Raw genomic sequence first — 21,052 nt, 5'->3', positions numbered from 1 at the left:
ACGCGCGAGCCGCGGTCCGCGAACCCCGAACAGGAGAAATCCCATGCAACTCATCAAGGTCGATCCGCGTGCGCTGAAGGAGAGTCCGGACCGCATGCGCCAGACGAAGTCGACGCCGCAGGCTGACGCCCTGCTGCTGGCGACGATCAAGGCCGTCGGCATCGTCCAGCCGCCCGTCATCACGCCCGAGACTGGCGGTGGCAACGGCTATGTCATCAACGCCGGTCATCGCCGGGTGAAGCAGGCGATCGCCGCCGGCCTCGAGGAGATCGACGTGCTCGTCGACGAGGCGGCGAACGACAACGGCGCCATGCGCGCGATGATCGAGAACATCGCCCGCGAAGCGCTCAATCCCGTCGACCAGTGGCGCGCGATCGAACGCCTCGTCGCGCTCGGCTGGACCGAGGAGGCCATCGGCGTCGCCTTGGCGCTGCCGGTGCGACAGATCAGAAAGCTCCGCCTGCTCGCGAACGTGCTGCCCGCCATGCTCGATCACATGGCCAAGGGCGACATGCCCGACGAGCGGCAGCTCCGCACCATCGCCTCCGCCTCGCTGGATGAGCAGAAGGAGGTCTGGAAGAAGCACAAGCCCTCCAAGGCCGATCCGCAGGTGTCGTGGTTTAGCGCGGCGCAGGCTATGACCAAGGCCCGCATGTACGCACGTGATGCCAGCTTCGGCGACGACCTCGCCCAGGCTTACGGAATCCAATGGGCAGAGGATCTGTTCGCGCCAGCAGATGAGGACAGCCGCTATACCACGGATGTCGAGGCCTTCCTCGGCGCCCAGCAGGAATGGATGACGAACAACCTGCCGAAGCGCGGCATCATCGCTGAGACGACGAACTGGGGCGAGGTCAAGCTGCCGCCGAAGGCGGAGCGCGTCTACGGCAAGTCGTCAAAGAGCGATTGCACCGCGATGTATCTGGACCGTGACGGCCGGGTGCAGAGCGTGCATTACCGCATGCCCGCGGCCAAGAAGGCGACGGGCAAGGGTGCGGCGGCCGACAGCGACGCTGCGGATGAGTCCGCAACAGTTTCGAAGCCGCGTCCCGACGTGACGCGCAAGGGCCTCGAAATGATCGGCGACTTCCGAACGGACGCGCTGCACGAGGCGCTGGCCCGCGCGCCGATCGAGGATGACACGCTGATGGCTTTGTTGATCCTCGCCTTCGCCAGCCAGAACGTCTCGGTCGATTCGGGAAGCAACGGGACCTACTACGGCAACCGGCGCATCGCCCGCCATGCCGCCGCGCTATTCGATCAGGATAGCAAGCTCGTCCTCGACATCGACACGCTCCGCGTCGCGGCGCGCTCAACCCTCATGGAAGTCCTGTCGTGCCGGGAGAACCGCACCGCCAGCGGCATCGTCGCCCGCGTCGCCGGTGACGTGGTCGGCGCGGATAACTTCCTGCCGAACATGGGCACCGACGACTTCTTGTCGTGCCTGTCGCGGGCTGCGCTCGAAGGCTCGTGCAAGGACACGCCGGTTCTCCCGCGCCAGAAGGTGAAGGACACCCGCATCGCCCTGGTCGAGCACTTCAGGGAAGGACGCTTCGTGCATCCGGCTGCGCTGTTCGCTCCCGACAAGGCTGCCGTGTCGTCGTGGCTGGCGAAGAACGCCGTCGCAGCAGATGACGAGGCCGACGACCAGGTCGAGGACCCGGAAGCCGCGGACAGCGATGGCGACCAGCCCTCGGACGCCGAGGCGTTCCGCGAGGCGGCGGAATAGCCGGTCCCCACCCAACGATCCGAATGACACCCCGCCGCCGGCTCAGCTGGCGGCGGCTTCGTTTCCACCGCCATGAACAGGAGGACGTCATGTCCGCACAATTGATCTTCGACCTCGTCCCACTCGGCGCGATCGTCCGGTTTTTCGACGGCACGCCGCGGCCGCCGGAGCGCCACCGCAAGAAGCTCGCGGCCTGGGAATACCGCAATAGCGGCGGCCGGCTGATCCGCAAGCAACCCGAACGCCGCGTCGGCAACACCGTCATCAGTGCGAGCATCACGCTGCACACCGGCGATTATGGCGGCGACGGTGTCGTGGTGCTTCGCGTCCACCGCTCGTTCTCGGTCGACAGCGACCTTAAATTCGCTGTGACCGAGCGCCCGAAGGCCGGCGCGGTGCGCGTGCTCGACCGGCCCGGCGAGGATGCCGAGTTGGTCTATCTCGCCGGCAGCCGCGCCGATGCCGAAACCTGGCTGCAGAGCCACCGCTATCCAAATGCCGTTCTCGAAGAGGTGACGGCCGATGCGGTCGCCGCCGACGTTGCGGAAGGGAGGACTGCCGCATGACCGCGTCCGCACTCCCTACCACCATGACCGACGACTCGGCCGCCGGATACCCCGAGGTCGAGTTTGGTCGCAGCGGCGATGGCTTCCTCGCGGCGCGCGTTGCCGACACCGCCTTCGCCATGCTGCCGGCACGCGAGGGCCGCCACTATCTCGCAACCGGCTGGCGCATCGGCCGGCCGATCGCCGAATGGAAGCACTCCGACTTCTACGGCCATTCGGGCGAGCTCGCCGACGAGGCCGCCTTCCGCGCGAAGATCGCGGAGAATGCCGAGCACCAGCGCGAGGCGCGTGCGCTCGGCCGCCGCGACATCGCCTCCACGGCGAACACGCCTTGGGGCCCATCTCAGGGCGCGACCGTCTATGCGGAAGGCGTCGTCTGCCATTCGACGGCAGGACACGGCGGCTTTCATCTTTCCGCCGAACGCAACCGCAGCGTCCATTCGATGCTGCGCGCCCGGGGTGGCTGGTACGAGGAGGACGAGGGCTGGGCGATCGTGGCGATCACCTTCCCGAATCTGTTCACCAGCTACGAGCGGCGCTGCGCGGAGCGCACGATTAGGGATAGCTGGCCCGATGCCTGGGAGGTGATTTTCGGGACCCTGCTCCAGCCCGGCGAATCCCGGGAGAAGGATCGGCGCGCCTTCGAGACCGAGCACGCCTACGATTGGATCGTCGTGTCGGCGAACGCGTCGGATCAGCATCCCGGCTTTGTCGAAGTCGTCGCCACGCCGGGCGGCCGACGTGGCGCAGGCACCGAGGAGCGGCGCTTCCTGGTCCCGTCCGACGAGTACCGAATGGGTCGCTTCGGCTTCGTCGTCGATGAGACCCGCCACTCGGTCTATTCCGGGCCATCGAGCTTCGTCACCTGGCAAGGGAGGACGTCCCCATGAAGATCTCCCCCGAGCGCCTCGCCCAGCTTTCGCGCATGGAGGAGGCGCGCCGCCAGACGCAGCGCCAACTCGACATGATCGACCGGCAGATCATCCGTCGCATGACGGCGCTGATACCACAGCTCGGTCGCAAGCGGTCGGGATACCGCCGCGGCAAGCCGCCCGACCCGAGTGCGTTCTTGGAACGCTACCGCTGGAATCTTGCGGCGATCACGGCAGCGCGCCAGCCGGAGATCGACGCGTTATCGCGCAAGCTCGCCCGGCAGGATACCGCGATCGAGATGCTGCGGGCTCGGTGCGCGCCGGAGTCTCGACACGCTCGTGACGACCCGGAGCGCGCACATCGCAAGGACGAATGTCGCAGTCCGGCCGAGTGTCGTCCAGGGAAGCGGCATGGCGCTGCGGCATAGCGGACCACGCAGGTGCATACTTCGCGGCATTCCCGGCCACACGTTGCGAGCACAGAAGCGGCGGAGGCCAGATCGAACCTTTCCGGTATCGCCAACCCGGCCCGTATTCTGTCGCCTCTCCCCTCGGGTTTGCTGCGGTCTGCGCCCCCGGCGGTCCGCTTCAAGGCCAAGTCGCAAGCGACCGGAGACCGCCGATCTCGGCAAGGCCCGGCCGCGTCCGGCGCAGGGCCCAGCAGCCTGGGACCCCGCTTGTCCGCAACCGGACCTTGCTCGCCTGGCGGTGCCCGGACCTTGAAGCGGCCCTCATCCCGGCGGCGCTGGGCGACCGCACCCGAGGGGAGAGCCGGCAGGGGCCGGACCGAACCCGACGGCGAAACCAGAAAAGGAGTTCACCATGACCAAGACCGCTCGCGCACCCCGCACCAACGCCCGCGTCGTCCCGCTTCGCCGCGGCACCACCGTCGAAATGGTCCGGCTCGTTTGCCCGGACGCAGCCCAGGCCACCCGCATCGCCGAGAGCTTCGGCCTCCCCGTCCTCGACAGCGACGCCATCCGCGACCTGCATCAGCGGCTCATCAGCGAGACCGCCGACGCGCTCGGCGAAGGCGTCAACGAACGCGCCATGCAGATTCACCTGCAGCGCATCGTCGGCTCCTATGTCGGCTCGGCCCACGGCGCTGGGCAGTTCTACAGCCGCGCGGTCACCGAAGCACGCGAGGCGACGGCAAAGCTCGCCAACGACACGCGCGACGAAGACCTCGATGGACCGGTCGGGTTCGAATCCGCGGCCCAGCGCAAGCGCGAATTCGCCGCCGAGGTCGCCGTTCAGGCACACGCACTGCGCATGGCGGCTGAAGGCGCCGTCGCCGCCTACGAGCACGTTGTCGGCGAGAGCTGGAAGCCGTTCGAACGCCAGCCCGACCAGCCGGGCGAAACCGTCAGCCGCAAGGCGGCCGAGGTTCAGATGGCGGCGTTCGGGTGATGCCGCCGGCGGGGCTTCGGCCCCGCCTCTCGCTCACGATCCGATATCGGCCGGTCCTTCGGGACCGGCCTTTTTCATGTCGCACATCGCGACGGCGCAAACGAGCAAAGAGAAATGACCCGGGATCGAGCGCACGTCGCGGCCCGTACCGGCTTTCGGTCGATGCTCCGGCCGGCGCGGCAGCGCAACGGCTTTGCCGTCCTCCACTGCGTTCCGGTCCGGCGTCTCTCCCCTCACCCCGACCACCAGCGTCACCGGATGCGCGACCCCGCAGGCCTTCGCAGCGGACCGCCGTGACGGGCCGCGACAGGCGCGGCCTCCAACGGAGGTTAGAATCATGACTGGTAAGGAAACCAAACCCCGCGCCGACATCTATGCGCGGATCACCGATCGCATCGTCGCAGACCTTGAGCGCGGTGTGCGTCCGTGGGTCAAGCCATGGAATGCGGCCAACGCGGCTGGGCGCATCACGCGTCCACTGCGTCACAACGGCATGCCCTACCAGGGCATTAACGTCGTGCTGCTGTGGTCGGAAGCGGTCGCGCGCGGCTTCACGTCATCGGTCTGGATGACGTTCAAGCAGGCGCTCGAACTCGGCGGCCATATCCGCAAGGGCGAGAGCGGAACGATGGTGGTCTACGCCAACAAGATCACCAAGACCGAGACCGACGAGCATGGCGATGAAGTCGAACGGGCCGTTCCGTTCCTGCGCGCCTATACCGTGTTTTGCGTCGACCAGATCGAGGACCTGCCGGATCACTACTATGAGCGCCGCGCACCAACCGTCGCGCCGGCGCAACGCATCGCTCATGTAGATACCTTCTTCGCCAACACCGGTGCGAACATCCGGCACGGCGGCGACAAGGCATACTTCGCGCCGGCGCTCGACCTCATCCAAATGCCGCCGTTCGAGAGTTTCCGTGACGCCGAGAGCTATGCCGCCACGCTCGCGCATGAATGCGGTCATTGGACTGCGCCGGCGCATCGCGTCAATCGCGATCTCAGCCGCTACGCAAAGGATCGCAGCGAGCGCGCCCGTGAAGAGCTGGTTGCGGAACTTGGCGCGTGCTTCCTCAGCGCGGACCTTGGTATCGTGCCCGAACTCGAGCCGCGTGCCGATCACGCAAGTTATCTTGCGTCGTGGTTGGAGGTGCTGGCCAACGACAGGCGTTTCATCTTCAGCGCGGCCGCCCACGCTCAGCGGGCAGTCACCTATCTGCACGATCTTCAACCCAAGCCGGCCGAGATCGACCAAGCGGCATGAGGCGCAACGATCCGTGTCTCGGCCGCTTGCGCTCATCGTTCACCTTTCTAGGACAATGACGAAGGCCTCGTCTCACGGCGGGGGCCTTTCTTTTGTGCGTCGTCATGCCTGTGCCGGCGACTGGAGAGGCGGTGCTTCCCATCCCGACGGCGTAGGCGAGATGCACCGGGCGGGTTCTTCGTGCTTCCGAGATGCCCGTCTGTTTCTGGGCGCGCGTCTTTCCGAAGCCGCAGAAGGCTGGTGTCATCACAATACGACAGTCCGGAGTTGTTATTGCGTCCGCTGGACTGGCGGAAAGCTTACGCGGCGCGCGCGAGTGCCTTTCACCAATGAGCCCGTCGTCGTGCGGTGTGGCTTGCCTGTCGCTCAGCCGTATCCTCATCGTTCGGCCTGTCGCGCCCAATGCGTCCTCGATTTGGCATGTCTAACCGAAGGCCGTCGTCGCTGCGCTCCGCCTCGATCAAAAGACCGCAACGGCCGTTCTCGGCTTTCTTCCCCTGGCCGCTGCGCGCCCATTCCTCGCGAGACAAGAAAGCCTCGCCCTGGCCGCCCTCTACTGCGTGGCGGCCCTTCGGGTGCGGCCCGATCGCCTCCGGTCAACGACAGCCATCGAGGTCGCGATGGTCGCGGCCCGAGAACGAAAGAGGACACGAACATGGCTACCATCGGCAACTTCACCGTCAACGGCAACGGCTTCGTCGGCACCGTCAAGACGCTCGCTCTAGGCACCGTCAAGACCAAGATCGTTCCGGCCGAACGCACTTCAGACAAGGCCCCGGACTACCGCATCTTCGCGGGCGCGAACATCGAGTTCGGCGCCATGTGGAAGAAGAAGTCCCAGGACACGGGCCGCGAGTACCACTCGGTCAAGCTGGACGACCCGAGCTTCCCGGCTCCGATCTACGCGACGCTGGTCGAGGTCGAAGGCGAGGAAGGCCACTCGCTCATCTGGTCTCGCCCGAGTCGCGACTGAGACGCCGCGCAGGTGGCCCCGCCGCGAGGCGGGGCCTTCACCCGTAGGCGGAAAGGAGAAACGATTTTGAACGCGCGCGTAAAGTCGACAAGCGCTGCCTCATCGTGCCGCCTATCCCTTCATGGATAGCTGATGGGGAGGCCGGAAGGGCCTCGTCGGCAGTCACACCGCATCACCTGCGGCCCGTGGCGACGGCCCACCTACGCTCATCCAAATAGCCGGGCCAGCGCATTCGATTGCTCGGCGAATTTTCGGGCGTTGGTCTTCCGAAGCCGTTCCAAGTTTTGCAGCTTCCATCGCAGGCCGGGAAGCTGCTCCAAGTGCGGCACGCCCAGTAGCGACCATTCGGGCTCTGCGGCAACCAGCGACAGCAGGAAGCGGCGCTCATCGCCGTTCAGACCTTGCTGCAGTTCGCGCATCATTCGCTCGCGCGCTGCCAAGAGCGCGTCGAGTTCAACGGGCTCGGTGGTCATGCCCGCGAAATTGTGTTCGAACTCCTGGCGGAGATCCCGCAGCGATGGAAACAGGACCTCGTGCACCGGCCGGTTATGGCTCGCAAGATAGACGACGAAAGCGCGGCGAATGCCCGCCGTGATTCCCTCGTGCGCAAAAAGCTGCGTGACATCGAACAGATCGCGGGGATGCTGCCGGTCCATCGCCGCAACCAGTTTGCCGCCATATACGTCTTCGAACGACACCACCGAGATTTCGAGATCCGCCTGCAGCGTGTCACGCGCGGCCTCTGTCAGCGACGCCATGTGCACCGGATGGACGGTGCCGCGCATGACGAAGTTGACCTCGATCTTGACCTCAATGCCTCCTCGCCGCACCATCAGCTTGGTCTCGCCGGATTCCGTCGCGGCCGGCGCATGGGTCAGAAATCCCTGCTTCTGCAGGCGCGCGGCCGACTGACGGATGGCCTCGTTGATGCGCCGCAGCGCCTGCTCGCGCGGCAGTGTGTGGTCGGGAAACACCAGATCAAGATCGACCGAGAGCCGCGGCATGTCGCGCACGAACAGGTTGATCGCCGTGCCGCCCTTAAGTGCGAACGTATCGTCGACGAGCACCAGCGGCGCCACGCGCGTCAGCAACCGCGCGCTGTCGAGGTAGACCTGGTTCATGGCTTCAGGACCAGGAGCCCATCAGCGGAGCGGGACACCCAGGCCCTGTCGCTGCCCTTGGGCAGTTGAGACGGATCGAGCTTGCTGGCCCAGGGCTGAGAGAGTTCGCGGCCAAGCTGCAGGCACAGACGCACGGTCTTGATGCTGGTGCAGCGCTTGAGCAGGTCTCGCAGCAGATCGGCACGCAGGCTGTAAGTGCTTTCGACCAGCTCGCGCGCTTCTTGCAGCGGCTGCCGGACGCCGACTTCGCTCAGCACCTCCAGCAATGCGCGTTCCGGCGCCGAGACGAGCGGGCCGCCCTTGCGGCTCTCGAAGGGCCTGACATGAAGCAGCGCGCCGGGTTCTTCCTTGAAGAGTCGCTTGCGGTGGTACTCGGCCGGGAAGCGCTGGGTGAACCACTCCGGAAGGCGTCCCGCTTTCCAGCCGTACAGATGGAGGACGGGCCGCTGGGGGACGTACTGGCGGATGCCGTGCCAGTCGAAGGCCGACTTCCCGCCGACATGCAATCCTTCGAAGCTCCGCTGCAGCAGGACGAGGCTCGGGTGCAAAGTGGGCGGATCGTTTGGCCGGCAATAGACGCCGCGTGCCAACCGTTGCAACCAGCCGGCACGGACATAGTGGACGGCAAGGTCAGCCGATATCCCGAGGGCGGCGAGGTCACCGGAGGTCAGCGGCGCCCCCGGCGCCATGCGGGTATAGAGCGTGTTTAGCTTGTTTCTGTGGGTCGGAGCCATGCTACGATAATAAGAATATTGTCAAATTCTGCAAGCTTGAGTTGGAAGTCAAAGTCGTAGTCAGGCTACGATAACCCGCATTAAGCTAAGAAAACCCCAAGATCGGCCAGGAACTCGTCAGCTGCCGTTGCGCTGCGCTCGGCGATACCCGCCAAGCACCACGTGGTGTGCAATTCGGGTCTACCCATCGGTGCACGAACGCGTCGACTCTCCGCTGACAAGAAACCTTGCCGGCGAATACACCGGATGCAGAAGTCACCACCCGATCCTAATGTCGCCGATGCCGCGCCGACCGCGCCAATTCTGACCGGCTATGACAAGCAGCACCTGGTCACCTATCTCCGTCTGCTCGACGCCGCAGCCGATGGCGCCGACTGGAAAGAAGTCGCGCGGACCGTGCTGCATATTGACTTCGCGCGCGAGCCGGATCGGGCGCGCCGGGCGTGGGAAACCCATCTCGCCCGTGCCCGCTGGATCATCGAGCATGGCTACCGGGATCTGCTGCGGGGCGGGCACCGCACTGAGGGCGCCTACAGAATCCCCCAGGCCCGATATCGTCCCCTGCCGGTCACCTCCCGCAGGTCAAGCTCGCCGACCAGGTCCTGAGCGGCGCGCGGCGTGATCTTAAGCTCCTTCGCGATCATACCGGCCGAGGCGATCGGCCGGGTCAGCATATAGTCGAGCAGCGCCGGCAGTTTTGACGTGGCGCGACGGCCGGCGAGTTTTCGGGCGAGCAGGGTTCGCTGGTTAAGCCAGCGGTCGTGGTCCTTGAGACCGGCCGCCGCGGCAGCGGTGATGGCCTCGAGTTGCACGGCGAGTCGCGCCGCCGCGTCGCGCGGCCGCCGGCGTTCGCGGGGGATGGCCTTCAACCCGTCATGCAGGCAGGGCAGATGCCAGCGGGTCTTGGCGCGCGCGCGCAACACGCTGGCTGCCAGCAGCCGGCCGAGCCAGGGCGTGTGCTGCAGCGGGGCGATGGCGTCCCAAGCCTCAGTCGCAAGCGCGGCCGCGAGCGTCGGCGGCAATATGCGGGTCTGCTCGACCACGGCGCGCCAGTCGTCGAGACGCGCGTGCTCGTCCCAGTCGGGGTCGTAGACCAGCGGGTCCCGCTCGGACTGGGTGCGACTCCCGCCGGCGAGTGTCCGCTCCGCCTTGGCATTCGCGGCGTCGACCGCGGCGAAGGCGGCGGCCAGGTGCGGGTCGGACTCGGTGCCGCCAAGCGGCGTGTCGAGATCAGCGTCTCCGCTATCGTAGCCGCCGACGAAGCTTCGCTCCCCTTCCTTTCGGATGCCCCTGCCCTCCTCCCACTCGCCCTGCCCGGTGCGGCCGCGCAGGCTGTCGAGCCCCGCCGGCGATGGCGCCCAATCCGGCTTCGCCTCGGCGATGCGGCGCCGGGTCCGTAGCACGGCGTGGGCGCGGGTGAGTTCGTGGGTCGGGGCACGGATGTCCATGCCGGCGTCGTGGAGAACCAGATCTTCGAGGTGGACCAATTCGCCTTCCAGCCACAGACTGGCGCAGGCGTCAGTATAATGTGTGCGCGCAATCCAGCCGTCGCGGATCGGGCTCTTGGCCAGGCGTTCGTCGAGCCGGGCAAGCGCGTCCTCGGCGATGGCGAGTGGGCCGGCTAGCTGAGCCCAAGGCAGTGGATCGGGAATTGAGTAACCGTTTTGCAAGGTCTTGATAACTTTAACAGGAATCGTTCAAACGGAAGCTATCACGGGAATAACTTCGGTCATAGCGACAGGCTGGTTCCCCGTGGCGCTCGCTGTCAATAACCACTGCTTATCGATTGAGCAGGCCGTTAAAGCGCATCAGCGATCCGAGGGCCGCTGCCCGGTAAACTCCCCTGCCCCTGGTCCGGACAAGCCCCCTTCTTTCCGCGCGCCGCGGCCGCCCCAGCCGGGTCGCCTAGGCGGCTTCGATATCGGTTTGCGGAAAGTCACCGCCCTTGAACATCAAGGGCTGCCCTAGATGCCGGGCGCAAGCGTAGGCAAAACAGTCCCCGAAATTGAGGCTCGCCGGATGCCGGCCCTTGCCGAATCGGTCGAAGGCGTCGAGAGCGAGCCTTGCCGTTTCAGCCGGCACCGCGACAACGGCGATCTCCATCAGCGCCAAATACTCTTCGACCGCTTCGGCGGCGGCGCTGACCGAAAGATCCAGCACGCGCGCGACCGCGACCGCCGCCTCCCATACCACCAACGGTGACGTCAGACGCGTTCCGGTCTGCTGCAGGCGAGCCAAAAGCTCTCGTGCCTCCTCCTCGTCGGTCAGGAGCGCGGTCAAAGCCGAAGCGTCGATGAACATCAGGTGTCCTCATACAAACTGTCGCGGAACGCCTTATCGGCGGGCTGTCCCTTGGCGGCGTCGCCCCTCGCGCGTAGATCCCGGCAGAACTGGACGCCAAGGTCGACCAAAGACGGCTTGCCCTGCTCGCGCTCGAGTTCATGGGCGAGCGCCACGTGCACTGCTTCGGTGAGGCCGAGTTTTTTTAGCGAGGCCACCTTGCGAGCGAGCGCGTCGGTCTCAGGGTTCTTGATGTGGAAGGCCATGGCGCGCTCCTCTAGACTGCATCGTGTATACCTGTATATCATCACGGATACACCAATGGGAAGGGCCGGCCTCGTCGTTTGCGCCCCGAAGACGTGCGGCTTTCGTGACGTGTGAGGGCAACTTTTATGGTTAGTTGTCTATGAACACCTGCCCTCTCCCTCTCCCGGATGCTGCTTCCCTCAGGGCTGTCCTCGCAGATCATCTGGCCGTCGGGACAATAACGGCCATCCCACCCTCGCCCGCTCCTTCCTCGCTTTGAATTCTGCGCGGCGCGGATCGACGTCGACTACCGATGGGGATACCATCGGGACTCGACTGGTGCGACGCGCCCTGGCGAATTGAAGCGAGGGACGACCGCAGGTCCCAAATTGTTGTCAGCTGACAACATCCATCCTTGGTAGGGCCCTGTTGTCAGCTGACAACAATCGCCCAGGCGGGTCGCTGCTGTGTGCCATGATCCAATGGCGTCCATGGGGCAGATCGGCTTCGTTCGAGAGCCACGCAGCTCGATATCCGCGCCAGCACCCATCATCGAGAGATCGTATTCATTCGGCGGCCTTGCCGCCTCGCCAAAGGAGCACCCCCACGCCGGGCGCCTTCGGTCAACCTCCCGTTAAACGGCCTTCAACCGCGAGCTCGGCCTGGACCTCGCCCAAAGGTCCTGAATGCGTTCGCCTGCTTAGCCCCTCAGGCCGGTCCATTGTTGCGCCGGTCGAAACGAGTCAACAGGAGGTTCCTGCGTGGCGATAAGATGCAGACTTTCGAGGAAAACCGTTCCTATCTGGAACCCGGGCGATCTCGGCGAGCGTTCCCGCGAATGGAGCTGAAGGCCCGGCGTCGAGCTCCCCGCTCAAGATTGGATCCGTCCCATGGCGGCCAGTTGCCGTTCCTTCGTCGGATCGCACGCGCCCGGGATGAAGCGATGATCGACGCGCTGCGGCACTCCTGCATCGTTGAAAAGGGCAGGAGGGTCTTCGTTGCAGCGCCGAGCCCTGAGGTCGATGTCGCGCCTGGCGATCCGTCGGTGTGGCCACACGGAAGTGCAAGAGAAGGGCCAGCGCGGATGACCTGGGATGTGTCTGCTCGGTTGCTTGCGACCTGTTCGTCCGGCCCCGGTGGACCCCCTGCGACAGTGCGGTTCTTCTGCTTACCCTTTTTGGGCGAGCGGCGGCGCAGCGAAGTGACGCGCCAGCCCCCCGATCAACACCCGGGAAGGTCCGGCGCGCTGCCGATCCAAGCGAGACGACATCGTCGCTTTACGGTGTCTTGCCATTCAGCGCGGGCGTCTGAGCCGTTGTCGTGAACGAGGCGGGGAGGGTGCTTCTCGCGGGACCGCGGCGCCAGACGTTGGGCAATGGCGGGCAGGAGCCGACGCTGCCTACATGACCTGAGATCAGAGCCCTGAACTGAGGCTGCAAGCCATGGCGTGTCCCGTCGCCCGGACTCCAGCCGTGGCAGCACCGTTCAGCGCAGCGGTTGGCGAGCTACAAAATGACGCTCTGGGGACTCGTGAAGGCGAGCCGACTCACGCCATAGTCGAGGCTCATCCCATTCGCGCTGAGCCGTTGTTGTCAGCTGACAACAACAGGGCGGTGCACCAAAAAATGGGCCCGCGCGCCGTTTGGCACGTCATCGAGCGTTAATAACTCGTTAACCCTTTAATTCTTGCTCAAATCACAGAATCGTGGCCATCTCTCAAGACGGAGACTAGGCGTCTGACGAGCAGAAACCGTCTTGAGAAGGCAAATGGCGATCTTAGCGGAAGATTCGGCTACCATGAGCGAGACTGCGTCTGCGCGGATCACTCGGCACGCGGGCATTCTTTCCGGCCAGCTTCGCTCGCTCGCGACAACTCTTTTCCCGCCTTCGGCGAGCAAGTCGCTCCGGTCGTTCACCTCTGGAGAGGTTGCGCGAATTGCGGGCGTGTCCGATGGGTACCTTCGGCAGCTCTCTCTTGACGGACTTGGACCAACCCCAGCGACAGGAACCGGGGGGCGACGGTCTTACACTCTGGGTCAGATTCATGAGTTGCGCGAGTATCTAGCCACTGCGCGGCCGCGCGAAGCAATGGAATTCCTTCCGCGCCGGCGCCCAGGCGACAAGCTCCAAATCATCACCGTTGCAAACTTCAAAGGCGGCTCCGCCAAGACGACGACGGCATTGTATCTGTCGCAATACCTCGCCCTTGCCGGCTTTCGGGTCCTCGCGATTGACCTCGATCCGCAAGCTTCGCTTTCAGCAATGTTCGGGTACCAACCCGAGTTTGACATTGGGGCGAACGAAACCCTGTACGGGGCCATCCGATATGACGAACATCGCCGGCCACTGCGCGAGATTGTCCGGCCGACCTATTTTGACGGGATAGGGCTCGTTCCAGGCAATCTCGAGCTTATGGAGTTTGAGCACACTACGCCTCGAGCAATGGTCGAGCGGCGAGAACGCGGACACGACCTGTTCTTTCGCCGCGTCGCCAGTGCCATCGACCAGGTTGCAGACGAATACGACGTCGTTGTTATCGACTGCCCACCCCAACTTGGTTACCTGACCATGGGCGCGCTAAACGCGGCGACCGCTATGCTCGTGACCATCCATCCGCAGATGGTCGATGTCGCATCCATGAGCCAATTTCTTCTCATGACGTCGGATCTCATGTCCGTCATCGAAGAAGCTGGCGGGCGCCTCGATCACGATTTCATCCGGTACGTCATCACGCGTCACGATCCCAATGACGTGCCTGAGGCTCAAATCGTGGCTCTCCTCCGCACCCTCTTTGGTTCAGATGTGCTCCAGGCGACTGTGTGGAAATCGACCGCGATCGCCAATGCTGGTCTCACCAAGCAATCACTTTATGAGCTGGAGCGCGGCGCCGTAGGGCGGGGCGCCTACGACCGGGCATTAGAATCGGTCGACGCGGTCAATGCCGAAATCGCGCAACTTCTTAAGAAGGTGTGGGGTCGATGAGCAAACGTACTGACACTATCAAGAGCCTTTTCACGGCCCCGCAATCAAGTGCGTTGTCAGCTGACAACATGCCGGCTGCCTTGCCGCGGGTCTCGTCGGGCTCGGTTCGCTCGTTGAAAGACTCTTTCTCGGAGGTTGAGAAAGAGAACGAGGAGCTTCGCGAAAGAATTGCATCCGGAGCTGTGATACTTGAAATCGACCCCTCGCTCGTCGATCCGTCACCGCTGGCCGACCGTTTTCGCGATCAGGATGATAGCTCGTTCGAAGCGCTCAAACAGTCGATCGCACAGCGTGGCCAAGAGGTGCCCATTCTCGTTCGGGAGCATCCTGAAGCGAAAGGGCGCTATCAGAGCGCCTATGGTCATCGCCGCGTCCGCGCCACGCGCGAACTAGGTATTTCCGTCAAAGCAATTCTGCGATCGTTGTCAGATGAGGCGCTTGTCGTGGCGCAAGGCCTCGAGAACGCACCGCGCGAAGATTTGAGTTTCATTGAGCGCGCCAGCTTCGCGATGCATATCGAGGATGCCGGGCATAGCCGCTCAGTCGTGCAGGATGCGTTGTCGGTCGATCGGGCGGAGGCCTCGAAACTTCTTGCCGTGGCTCGATCGGTTCCTGCCGAGGTCATTCAAGCAATCGGGAAAGCTCCGAAAGTTGGCCGCGGCCGTTGGCAGTCATTCGCTGAATTGATCAAGGATTCCGCGGCGCTCAAACGGGTCAGAGCGGCGATCGCCGAACCTAAATTTGCAGAGCGCGAAACCGACGCACGATTTCTTGCAGCATTCTCCGCGGCAACCCGTCCATCTCGCGGGGAGCCCTCGAAAGGGTCGGACGAGAAGCCGATCTTTTCCGTGTCCGGGGAAAAGATTGCGCACGTGCGTCAGGCCGAGCGCGAATTGAAGCTTACCATCGACAAGAATGTCTCGACGACATTCGCGGCATTTCTTGTGGACCAACTCCCGGCCCTGTTCGACGCCTTTTCCAAGAAGAGCAGTGGTCAGGAAAGTACCGAGGCCTGACGGTCTCGTCCCGTAAACACGAACCAGGAGCAGACAAGGCAAAAGAAAAAGGCCCCCGAAACGGAGTTCCGGAAGCCCTTCTCTTCAAGTTTGGCGACTGACAGAGAATCACTTTCGCGAATCGCAGTCAAGAGTTTCTACGCGATTTTATCGTCGTTTCGGCGAGCGGATTTTCTTTGCCCAACTGAGGCAAAGACATGCAGTCACACTCTCCAACGACGCCCTTTGGGCGGCGATCGCTGACGCTTGCCCATGTGGCAAGCCAGATGGTCGCAACGGAACGTCCTCCCGAAAAGATCGTGCACAAATGGAAGATCTTCCACGCCATCTGCACGGCACGGCCGCGCCTTGGGGTTTCGGAGCGCGCGCTCTCGGTGCTAAACGCGCTCCTAACCTTCCATCCCGAGACCGCGCTGACAGGAGAGGATGACCTGATCGTCTTCCCCTCGAACCATCAGCTCGCTCGGCGAGCGCACGGCATGCCGGCATCGACGCTGCGACGCCACCTCGCTGTGCTGGTCGACGCGGGGCTAATCGTTCGGCGCGACAGTCCAAATGGCAAGCGATATGCGCGGAAGGACGATGCTGGCAAAATCGAGCTCGCGTTCGGCTTCGATCTGTCACCGCTCGTCGTGCGCTCGGAAGAGTTCGCGAGCCTGGCGGCCGATATCGAAGCCGAGGCCCGCGCACTCAAGCTCGTACGAGAGCGCATCACGCTGTGCCGGCGCGACATCGCGAAGATGATTGCAACTGGCATTGAGGAAGCCGTCCCGACGCGTAGGGGAGGGCAGGGGCCTGCCGATTGGCAGGTCGTGCACGCTGCCTTCCGCGCGATCGTCGATCAGATTCCGCGCACGGCGACGCGCCAGGAGCTCGAGCCGATCGCCGACGAGTTGTCGCAGCTAGCCGACGACGTGCTCAATCTTCTGGAAGCACACATCAAATCCAAGAATCCGAGCGCCAATGAGTCCCATTCTGAGCGCCACATACAGAATTCAAATCCAGAAGCCCCTATTGATCTTGAACCTGTCTTCCGAGAAGGCAGGGCGGCGGGAGCTGAGCCCAAACCTCAACCATCGCGAGTCGGGGAGGGGGCGTATCCATTGGGAATGGTCCTGAGTGCATGCCCGGACATCGTCGATTATGCGAAGGGCGGGATTTCGAACTGGCGCGATTTCCTGGCCACAGCGGCCGTTGTACGATCGATGCTGGGGATCAGTCCGAGCGCCTGGGAGGAGGCGCAAAAGGTTATGGGCGAGGTGCCCGCAGCCATCGTCGTCGCGTGTATCCTGCAGCGCGGGACGGCGATCAATTCCGCCGGCGGTTATCTGCGCGGTCTGACGCGAAAAGCCGAGGTCGGCGAATTTTCGCTTGGCCCGATCCTGATGGCGCAGATCAATTCTCGCCGGCGAGACAAGCAGCGGGCGTGAGGCGATGAGGCGCCGTTCCCAGACCTTGCCTTTTTTCGTGTGATCGAAAGTGTGCGTACTGACCCCGCTGCTGCGCTGTGTCGACGCAAAGCCGTTCGGAGAGATCGTCATGGCAAAATACCCTCCAATCGTCCTCACGCCATTTTTCCAGCCTCGTGATGAAGGCGCCGCGGAGCAACGGATGTACGTGGCGGGGTTCGCGGACGAGGCGGGCGAGGCCTGGGGGACGCTGATTCCGCTGGATGCGGAGATGGTCGAGCACGCCGTTCTGGGACAACACACATTCGGCGTCTGGTGCAATTCCGACGGACGCATCCAACCGCAGCCGACCAGCGATAGCCTTCTTGAGGATCTTCTGGAGAAAGGTCAATTGAAGGAGACGCCCCTCGATGAGCTCGTCGCCGAAGCCATCGAGCAGGGCAAGAATGAACCCAATGATGACATCCTCGATATGTTCGAGACCCTGCATGAGCGGCTGGTGCGGGCGGAGGGCATGGTCGCTGACGAGATCGCGCGGCGCAGGCGATGACTCCTCGCGCCGCAGTCAGCGCGGTTCAGCGCTGTAGGGCCAGCTTGTACTAACGCGAGCACCGCGACCGCGCGCGGCCGACACCCGGACCGGTCGATGAAAACATAGAAAACCGACGACCGGGCCGCGCTCCGACTACTCTTAAGCTTCGCCGGAGCCGGAAAACAGCACCGTCGGTGGCGTCGCGCGCGGCGGCGGGAGAGTCCGACCGCCCGGGGCTCCCGGTTTGCTCTTGAGATCGTATCGCTGGGCTAGGTCGAGCAGCCGCCGCTTGGTGAATGGGTCCGCGTTCTCCGCCAGATCGCGCGCCCGCTGCGCGAAGCCCCTATAAAATTCTTCCACGACGCCACTGAAAATCGGATTTCAACGTGAGACGCGCTCCGCGTCAAGCGGCCTGGTGCATGCGGACAATTTTCGGCGATTTACTTGTGCTCGCGGCGCACGGGGAACTAAGCTGGTCCCGGCAGGCAAAAATCATGACTCCGCTCTACCTCAGCCGGAAGCTGTGCCCGAAGTGCGGTAAGCCGATGACGGCCCTGCCCGACGACGTCGCGCCCGGCCGGCCGCGCTACGTCTGCGTGGTCTGCGAGGACGATCCGCTGCGCGATCCCGCCGCCCGGAAGTGGGCGGAAAGCCCGCTGCGACCGCCGGCCAAATAACGTTCGAGTTGAAATCGAGCCCGGCAGCGGGATTGCTTGCAGAGGGCGATTGTGCTCACAACCCTCCGACGATGTGGAGTTGCAACCCGAACGCCCAGCTTCGTTCCATCGCGCGTGCCGGCGGTCCCGGACTCGGAGGCCGGCACATACAGCGACGTTAGCATCTGTTTTTCGCCTCGCGGGGCGCTCGGTCGCATGGATGCGAAGGGCGGGGTTGCATCCACATGGCGAGTACGTTGCCAGCCTCGTTATCGATCTTGCGATCGCGAGTTCGACACGTGCGCCGACGTTGCTGACAGCGACGATCTCCATTGCGGGTGATGACGCGCCGTCCAGGTGACCTGACTTAAGGTGAGCCGCATTTTGCTGCCACGCCCGTTGCCGAATGGCCGAACGCACTAGGGCCGCCTGTTCTTCATTCCATGTGTTTTCGCGACGGGCGCACCCATCTGCGTCCTCGATAAAGGCTGGTCTGACCGAAGGCCGATCCCGCTTCGCGGGCTCTCGATCTTGTCCCTGCAACGTCCGTCCTCGACTTTCTTCCCCTGGCGCTGCGCACCATTCCTCGCGGTCCAAGAAAGTCGCTGCCGGCCGCCCTCCATTTCATTTCGGCCCTCCGGGTGCAGGTCGATCGCCTCCGGTCGCACGACCGCCATCGAGGTCGCGATCGGCGCGGCCCGAGAAAACCAAGGGTAGAGTAGGGGCACAGCGCCTGTCCGTCTTGCGACGGATGGTTTCTGCGCCCCTCTCGCCGAACCGGGCGTGCAAGTTTCCAAGCCACCGGCTCTCCATGCGCGGCTTACGCCGCGTGTGATCCTCACGCGTCCATGAGGGTGTTGAACGACGCCCAGAAGCGATCGGCTCCTTTGCGGAACTTCTCGCCAGGATCGTTCCATCCGTTCGGTATGCGTATGCCCCGGTGCGGGAAGTGGAGTGATCCGCCTTCCCGGAAGAACCGCAGCGATTTCGGTCCGTCGACCCATCGCCAGCGGCTGTCGGGCGCTGTTGCCTGGAAGCGGCGACGCAGTTCGTGCCACGTCGTCTTAGGGTGCTTCCTGTGCAGCCATCGCCCGATGCGCTCCCACAGCCACCAATCCAGACTGGCAAAGTCCCGCGTGGCCCACGTGGCGTAGCGGTAGTAGTTTCGCCATCCGGTGATGACCGGGTTGAGATCGTCGATGAGATCGGCAAGGGCTTGGCCTGTCGGCGTCGCCTTCACCCTGACCTTGATCTTGTGGCGCAGGTCTTTCAGCTTGCTCTTCGGAATGAAGAGATTACCGACCATACGTCCGGTGCGGCGTGCCTTGGTCTGCACCACCCGATAGCCGAGGAAGTCGAAGCCTTCCCCGACGCCGGTGATCCTGGTCTTTTCCATCGACAGTTCCATGCGCAATTCCGTTTTGAGGAACTGCGCCAACGCAAACTTTTCGGCTTCTGCTTCCTCGCGGGTCCCGTCCGTCAGCACGACGAAGTCGTCGGCGTAACGTACGGCGTAGAATGTCGGCCTGTTTCTCCGGCGATCGTAAAGCCGCCGGTCGGCTGCATTCTGCGGTCGTTCGCGAGGGCGCATCGACCACCGTCCGTATCTCTCGTCGATGGCCGCCAGATAGACGTTGGCCAGCAACGGCGAGATGATGCCGCCCTGCGGGGTGCCCGTAACAGGGTGGCGGACGGTGCCCTCGATCATGACACCGGCTTTTAGGAAGGCGAGCACGAGCCTGAGGACCTTGCGATCCCCGATGCGTCGGCGCACACGCTCCATCAGCACATGATGATCGACGGCATCGAAGCAGCCCTTGATGTCACCCTCGATCACGAAGCGGTACTCGGAAGTGCCGCTGGGTGTGGGGTGCAGTCGTCGCTGGATTTTCGCCAGTGCATCATGGGTGCTCCGGCCGGGCCGGAAGCCATACGAGGTCGGATAGAAGTCCGCCTCGAAGATCGGCTCCAGCACGAGCTTCAAAGCCATTTGCACCAGTCGGTCTTTGAGCGTCGGAATGCCGAGCGGACGCACCTTGCCGGGCTTACCCGGTTTGGGGATCAGCCTTTGCCGGACAGGCTCGGGCCGATAGGTGCCGCTGCGTAGTTCATCGCGGATATCCTCGATGAACCGTACTGCGCCGCCCAGCCGCTCTTCGACCGTCTTCCGCGTGACGCCATCGGTACCCGGTGTGCGGCTGCCTTTGTTACGGGTCAGCCGACGCCAGCTTTCCAAGAGCGTCCTGCGGTCGCATACGATGTTGAACAGATCCGCGAACACCTTTTCGGCATTCGCGACACTCCACCTGTGAAGCTTGCGCTGCATGTCGAGGACGAACGCGGTATTCACCGCGCCGGGCCTCATCGGCCCGCCTCCTGCCGGCTTGCTTCACCCACTGTCTCCCTTCGCCATGTGGACGGCTTTCCCGCCCTCCGACTACTACGAAGACTCCGCCCCCTGCCGCGCCGATAATCGGTCGCCTCGATCATCTCGCGCCATCCGGCGCGAGAGAACACGGCAAGGTTCCCAAGTTCACCTGACGTCCCTTCACCTGCCTTAGGGACCGACTCTACCCCGTGAGGATTCCGGCCAACGGTCACCGCAAGCTGGGCCGCTGGCTGACGTGCGCGATCACGCACGTCCCTGATCCCCGTCCACTCAGCGGAGATCGGCACTCCTCCGGTCTTTCGACCGATCCGCCCACTTCCGGTTCGGCGGATTCCATGTTGCAACGAGGCTTCAAACATCGGTTCGATAACTCTTTCCGTAGCAGGTACGCTCGCCGGACCAGCCTCGGACGGAAGTCCCGGGTCGTCCGACTTTGACGGGTTCTGCTCATTTATGGCTCGCCGGAGGCACCCGGCTTACCTCACCCGTCTGCTTCAACCCCCGTGCTTGCGGCACGTGGGCTGCGGGGTCTCCCACCCCGCAGGGGCAACAAGTGCGCGTGACGGACTCCACCCGTCACTCTTGGCGCACGAATGAGACAATGGCTACCATCGGCACCTTCACCTCCACGGGCAACGGCTTCTCCGGCGCCATCAAGACGCTCAACCTCAACGTCAAAGCCAAGCTGATCCGCGTCGACAACCCTTCCGACAAGGGACCGCACTTCCGCATCTACTCTGGCAACATCGATTATGCGTAGCGCGGGATTATGCGGAGTCGTTGGCTGGTAGCCGCGGTTTTCCCGGGCTTTTGCCGCTGTGTCGCTCCGCATAATGACGGGGCGCTGTCCGCGGCGCCTCGCGTGTTTGCGAG

Annotated in this window: 20 protein-coding genes and 2 pseudogenes; 14 read left to right on the top strand and 8 right to left on the bottom strand. The window is 63.9% G+C overall.

The window, feature by feature from the left end; all coding sequences use genetic code 11:
* Positions 1-43: 43 nt before the first annotated feature.
* From GWG65_RS17225 to GWG65_RS17205, 5 genes are all read left to right on the top strand, one after another.
* Positions 44-1,729: a ParB/RepB/Spo0J family partition protein gene (locus GWG65_RS17225; RefSeq protein ID WP_275196748.1), complete on the top strand. Its 1,686-nt coding sequence runs from the start codon at positions 44-46 to the stop codon at positions 1,727-1,729.
* Between the two features lie 89 nt (positions 1,730-1,818).
* Positions 1,819-2,295, top strand: coding sequence for a hypothetical protein (locus GWG65_RS17220; RefSeq protein WP_275196747.1), 477 nt, complete (start codon positions 1,819-1,821; stop codon positions 2,293-2,295).
* Positions 2,292-3,185, top strand: a complete 894-nt coding sequence (locus GWG65_RS17215; RefSeq protein ID WP_275196746.1) for a hypothetical protein — start codon at positions 2,292-2,294, stop codon at positions 3,183-3,185. The genes GWG65_RS17220 and GWG65_RS17215 overlap by 4 nt, the downstream gene beginning before the upstream one ends.
* A complete protein-coding gene (locus GWG65_RS17210) occupies positions 3,182-3,595 on the top strand; it encodes a hypothetical protein (protein ID WP_275196745.1) in 414 nt (137 codons plus the stop codon). Before GWG65_RS17215 ends, GWG65_RS17210 begins: the two co-directional genes overlap by 4 nt.
* A 394-nt stretch (positions 3,596-3,989) precedes the next feature.
* On the top strand, positions 3,990-4,577 hold the full coding sequence (locus tag GWG65_RS17205) for a hypothetical protein (protein WP_275196744.1): 588 nt from the start codon (positions 3,990-3,992) through the stop codon (positions 4,575-4,577).
* Positions 4,578-4,610: 33 nt separating this feature from the next.
* On the opposite strand, the gene GWG65_RS17200 is transcribed toward GWG65_RS17205, so the two are convergent.
* Positions 4,611-4,832, bottom strand: coding sequence for a hypothetical protein (locus GWG65_RS17200; protein ID WP_275196743.1), 222 nt, complete (start codon positions 4,830-4,832; stop codon positions 4,611-4,613).
* An 82-nt stretch (positions 4,833-4,914) separates the two neighbouring features.
* Here GWG65_RS17200 and GWG65_RS17195 point away from each other — a divergent pair, with 82 nt between their 5' ends.
* Both GWG65_RS17195 and GWG65_RS17190 read left to right on the top strand, forming a co-directional pair.
* Entirely contained in the window at positions 4,915-5,841 is a 927-nt protein-coding gene (locus tag GWG65_RS17195; protein ID WP_275196742.1) for a zincin-like metallopeptidase domain-containing protein, read from the top strand.
* Between the two features lie 655 nt (positions 5,842-6,496).
* Positions 6,497-6,814 carry a DUF736 domain-containing protein gene (locus tag GWG65_RS17190; protein ID WP_009859453.1) on the top strand — a complete coding sequence of 106 codons (318 nt, stop codon included), beginning with the start codon at positions 6,497-6,499 and terminating at the stop codon, positions 6,812-6,814.
* 206 nt (positions 6,815-7,020) lie between these two features.
* Here GWG65_RS17190 and GWG65_RS17185 read toward each other — a convergent pair whose 3' ends face one another.
* Positions 7,021-7,935: a nucleotidyl transferase AbiEii/AbiGii toxin family protein gene (locus GWG65_RS17185; RefSeq protein ID WP_275196741.1), complete on the bottom strand. Its 915-nt coding sequence runs from the start codon at positions 7,933-7,935 to the stop codon at positions 7,021-7,023.
* Positions 7,932-8,669, bottom strand: coding sequence for a type IV toxin-antitoxin system AbiEi family antitoxin domain-containing protein (locus tag GWG65_RS17180; RefSeq protein ID WP_275196740.1), 738 nt, complete (start codon positions 8,667-8,669; stop codon positions 7,932-7,934). Before GWG65_RS17180 ends, GWG65_RS17185 begins: the two co-directional genes overlap by 4 nt.
* Before the next feature lie 246 nt (positions 8,670-8,915).
* On the opposite strand from GWG65_RS17180, the pseudogene GWG65_RS17175 reads away from it, so the two are divergent.
* Positions 8,916-9,182: pseudogene (locus tag GWG65_RS17175) on the top strand (DUF2285 domain-containing protein); the annotation flags it as partial.
* Positions 9,183-9,199: 17 nt separating this feature from the next.
* Here the strand turns inward: GWG65_RS17175 and GWG65_RS17170 are convergent.
* The 3 genes from GWG65_RS17170 to GWG65_RS17160 form a co-directional block, all read right to left on the bottom strand.
* Positions 9,200-10,339 carry an RHE_PE00001 family protein gene (locus GWG65_RS17170; protein WP_342760647.1) on the bottom strand — a complete coding sequence of 380 codons (1,140 nt, stop codon included), beginning with the start codon at positions 10,337-10,339 and terminating at the stop codon, positions 9,200-9,202.
* 235 nt (positions 10,340-10,574) lie between these two features.
* Entirely contained in the window at positions 10,575-10,970 is a 396-nt protein-coding gene (locus GWG65_RS17165) for a type II toxin-antitoxin system VapC family toxin (protein WP_275196739.1), read from the bottom strand.
* Positions 10,970-11,215, bottom strand: a complete 246-nt coding sequence (locus GWG65_RS17160; RefSeq protein ID WP_028152781.1) for a type II toxin-antitoxin system VapB family antitoxin — start codon at positions 11,213-11,215, stop codon at positions 10,970-10,972. Before GWG65_RS17160 ends, GWG65_RS17165 begins: the two co-directional genes overlap by 1 nt.
* Positions 11,216-12,962: 1,747 nt before the next feature.
* On the opposite strand from GWG65_RS17160, the gene repA reads away from it, so the two are divergent.
* The 4 genes from repA (at position 12,963) to GWG65_RS17140 (ending at position 17,152) form a co-directional block, all read left to right on the top strand.
* Positions 12,963-14,177 (top strand): plasmid partitioning protein RepA, encoded by a 1,215-nt coding sequence (gene repA / locus GWG65_RS17155; protein ID WP_009859460.1) that lies wholly within the window; start codon positions 12,963-12,965, stop codon positions 14,175-14,177.
* Positions 14,174-15,193 (top strand): plasmid partitioning protein RepB, encoded by a 1,020-nt coding sequence (gene repB, locus GWG65_RS17150; protein WP_275196738.1) that lies wholly within the window; start codon positions 14,174-14,176, stop codon positions 15,191-15,193. The genes repA and repB overlap by 4 nt, the downstream gene beginning before the upstream one ends.
* A 197-nt stretch (positions 15,194-15,390) precedes the next feature.
* Positions 15,391-16,623, top strand: coding sequence for a plasmid replication protein RepC (gene repC / locus GWG65_RS17145; RefSeq protein WP_275196737.1), 1,233 nt, complete (start codon positions 15,391-15,393; stop codon positions 16,621-16,623).
* Between the two features lie 109 nt (positions 16,624-16,732).
* On the top strand, positions 16,733-17,152 hold the full coding sequence (locus GWG65_RS17140) for a hypothetical protein (RefSeq protein ID WP_275196736.1): 420 nt from the start codon (positions 16,733-16,735) through the stop codon (positions 17,150-17,152).
* Positions 17,153-17,293: 141 nt separating this feature from the next.
* On the opposite strand, the gene GWG65_RS17135 is transcribed toward GWG65_RS17140, so the two are convergent.
* A complete protein-coding gene (locus GWG65_RS17135) occupies positions 17,294-17,494 on the bottom strand; it encodes a hypothetical protein (protein WP_085398278.1) in 201 nt (66 codons plus the stop codon).
* Positions 17,495-17,628: 134 nt separating this feature from the next.
* Here GWG65_RS17135 and GWG65_RS17130 point away from each other — a divergent pair, with 134 nt between their 5' ends.
* Entirely contained in the window at positions 17,629-17,811 is a 183-nt protein-coding gene (locus GWG65_RS17130) for a hypothetical protein (RefSeq protein WP_275196735.1), read from the top strand.
* A gap of 817 nt (positions 17,812-18,628) precedes the next feature.
* On the opposite strand, the gene ltrA is transcribed toward GWG65_RS17130, so the two are convergent.
* Entirely contained in the window at positions 18,629-20,155 is a 1,527-nt protein-coding gene (gene ltrA / locus GWG65_RS17125; RefSeq protein ID WP_275196734.1) for a group II intron reverse transcriptase/maturase, read from the bottom strand.
* 625 nt (positions 20,156-20,780) lie between these two features.
* On the opposite strand from ltrA, the pseudogene GWG65_RS17120 reads away from it, so the two are divergent.
* A pseudogene (locus GWG65_RS17120) lies at positions 20,781-20,930 on the top strand (DUF736 family protein); the annotation flags it as partial.
* Positions 20,931-21,052 lie beyond the last annotated feature (122 nt).

Origin of the sequence: Bradyrhizobium sp. CSA207 (assembly GCF_029051685.1) — a bacterium.
GTDB lineage: Bacteria > Pseudomonadota > Alphaproteobacteria > Rhizobiales > Xanthobacteraceae > Bradyrhizobium.
Note: the sequence above shows the minus strand (reverse complement) of the source record. Positions and strands in the feature narration are given on the sequence as shown.

What these genes read in the sequence shown, in the direction of transcription:
- GWG65_RS17225 (WP_275196748.1), top strand. Translation starts at nt 44, where the DNA reads ATGCAACTCATCAAGGTCGATCCGCGTGCGCTGAAGGAGAGTCCGGAC.
- GWG65_RS17220 (WP_275196747.1), top strand. Translation starts at nt 1,819, where the DNA reads ATGTCCGCACAATTGATCTTCGACCTCGTCCCACTCGGCGCGATCGTC.
- GWG65_RS17215 (WP_275196746.1), top strand. Translation starts at nt 2,292, where the DNA reads ATGACCGCGTCCGCACTCCCTACCACCATGACCGACGACTCGGCCGCC.
- GWG65_RS17210 (WP_275196745.1), top strand. Translation starts at nt 3,182, where the DNA reads ATGAAGATCTCCCCCGAGCGCCTCGCCCAGCTTTCGCGCATGGAGGAG.
- GWG65_RS17205 (WP_275196744.1), top strand. Translation starts at nt 3,990, where the DNA reads ATGACCAAGACCGCTCGCGCACCCCGCACCAACGCCCGCGTCGTCCCG.
- GWG65_RS17195 (WP_275196742.1), top strand. Translation starts at nt 4,915, where the DNA reads ATGACTGGTAAGGAAACCAAACCCCGCGCCGACATCTATGCGCGGATC.
- GWG65_RS17190 (WP_009859453.1), top strand. Translation starts at nt 6,497, where the DNA reads ATGGCTACCATCGGCAACTTCACCGTCAACGGCAACGGCTTCGTCGGC.
- GWG65_RS17185 (WP_275196741.1), bottom strand. Translation starts at nt 7,935, where the DNA reads ATGAACCAGGTCTACCTCGACAGCGCGCGGTTGCTGACGCGCGTGGCG.
- GWG65_RS17180 (WP_275196740.1), bottom strand. Translation starts at nt 8,669, where the DNA reads ATGGCTCCGACCCACAGAAACAAGCTAAACACGCTCTATACCCGCATG.
- GWG65_RS17165 (WP_275196739.1), bottom strand. Translation starts at nt 10,970, where the DNA reads ATGTTCATCGACGCTTCGGCTTTGACCGCGCTCCTGACCGACGAGGAG.
- GWG65_RS17160 (WP_028152781.1), bottom strand. Translation starts at nt 11,215, where the DNA reads ATGGCCTTCCACATCAAGAACCCTGAGACCGACGCGCTCGCTCGCAAG.
- repA (WP_009859460.1), top strand. Translation starts at nt 12,963, where the DNA reads ATGGCGATCTTAGCGGAAGATTCGGCTACCATGAGCGAGACTGCGTCT.
- repB (WP_275196738.1), top strand. Translation starts at nt 14,174, where the DNA reads ATGAGCAAACGTACTGACACTATCAAGAGCCTTTTCACGGCCCCGCAA.
- repC (WP_275196737.1), top strand. Translation starts at nt 15,391, where the DNA reads ATGCAGTCACACTCTCCAACGACGCCCTTTGGGCGGCGATCGCTGACG.
- GWG65_RS17140 (WP_275196736.1), top strand. Translation starts at nt 16,733, where the DNA reads ATGGCAAAATACCCTCCAATCGTCCTCACGCCATTTTTCCAGCCTCGT.
- GWG65_RS17130 (WP_275196735.1), top strand. Translation starts at nt 17,629, where the DNA reads ATGACTCCGCTCTACCTCAGCCGGAAGCTGTGCCCGAAGTGCGGTAAG.
- ltrA (WP_275196734.1), bottom strand. Translation starts at nt 20,155, where the DNA reads ATGAGGCCCGGCGCGGTGAATACCGCGTTCGTCCTCGACATGCAGCGC.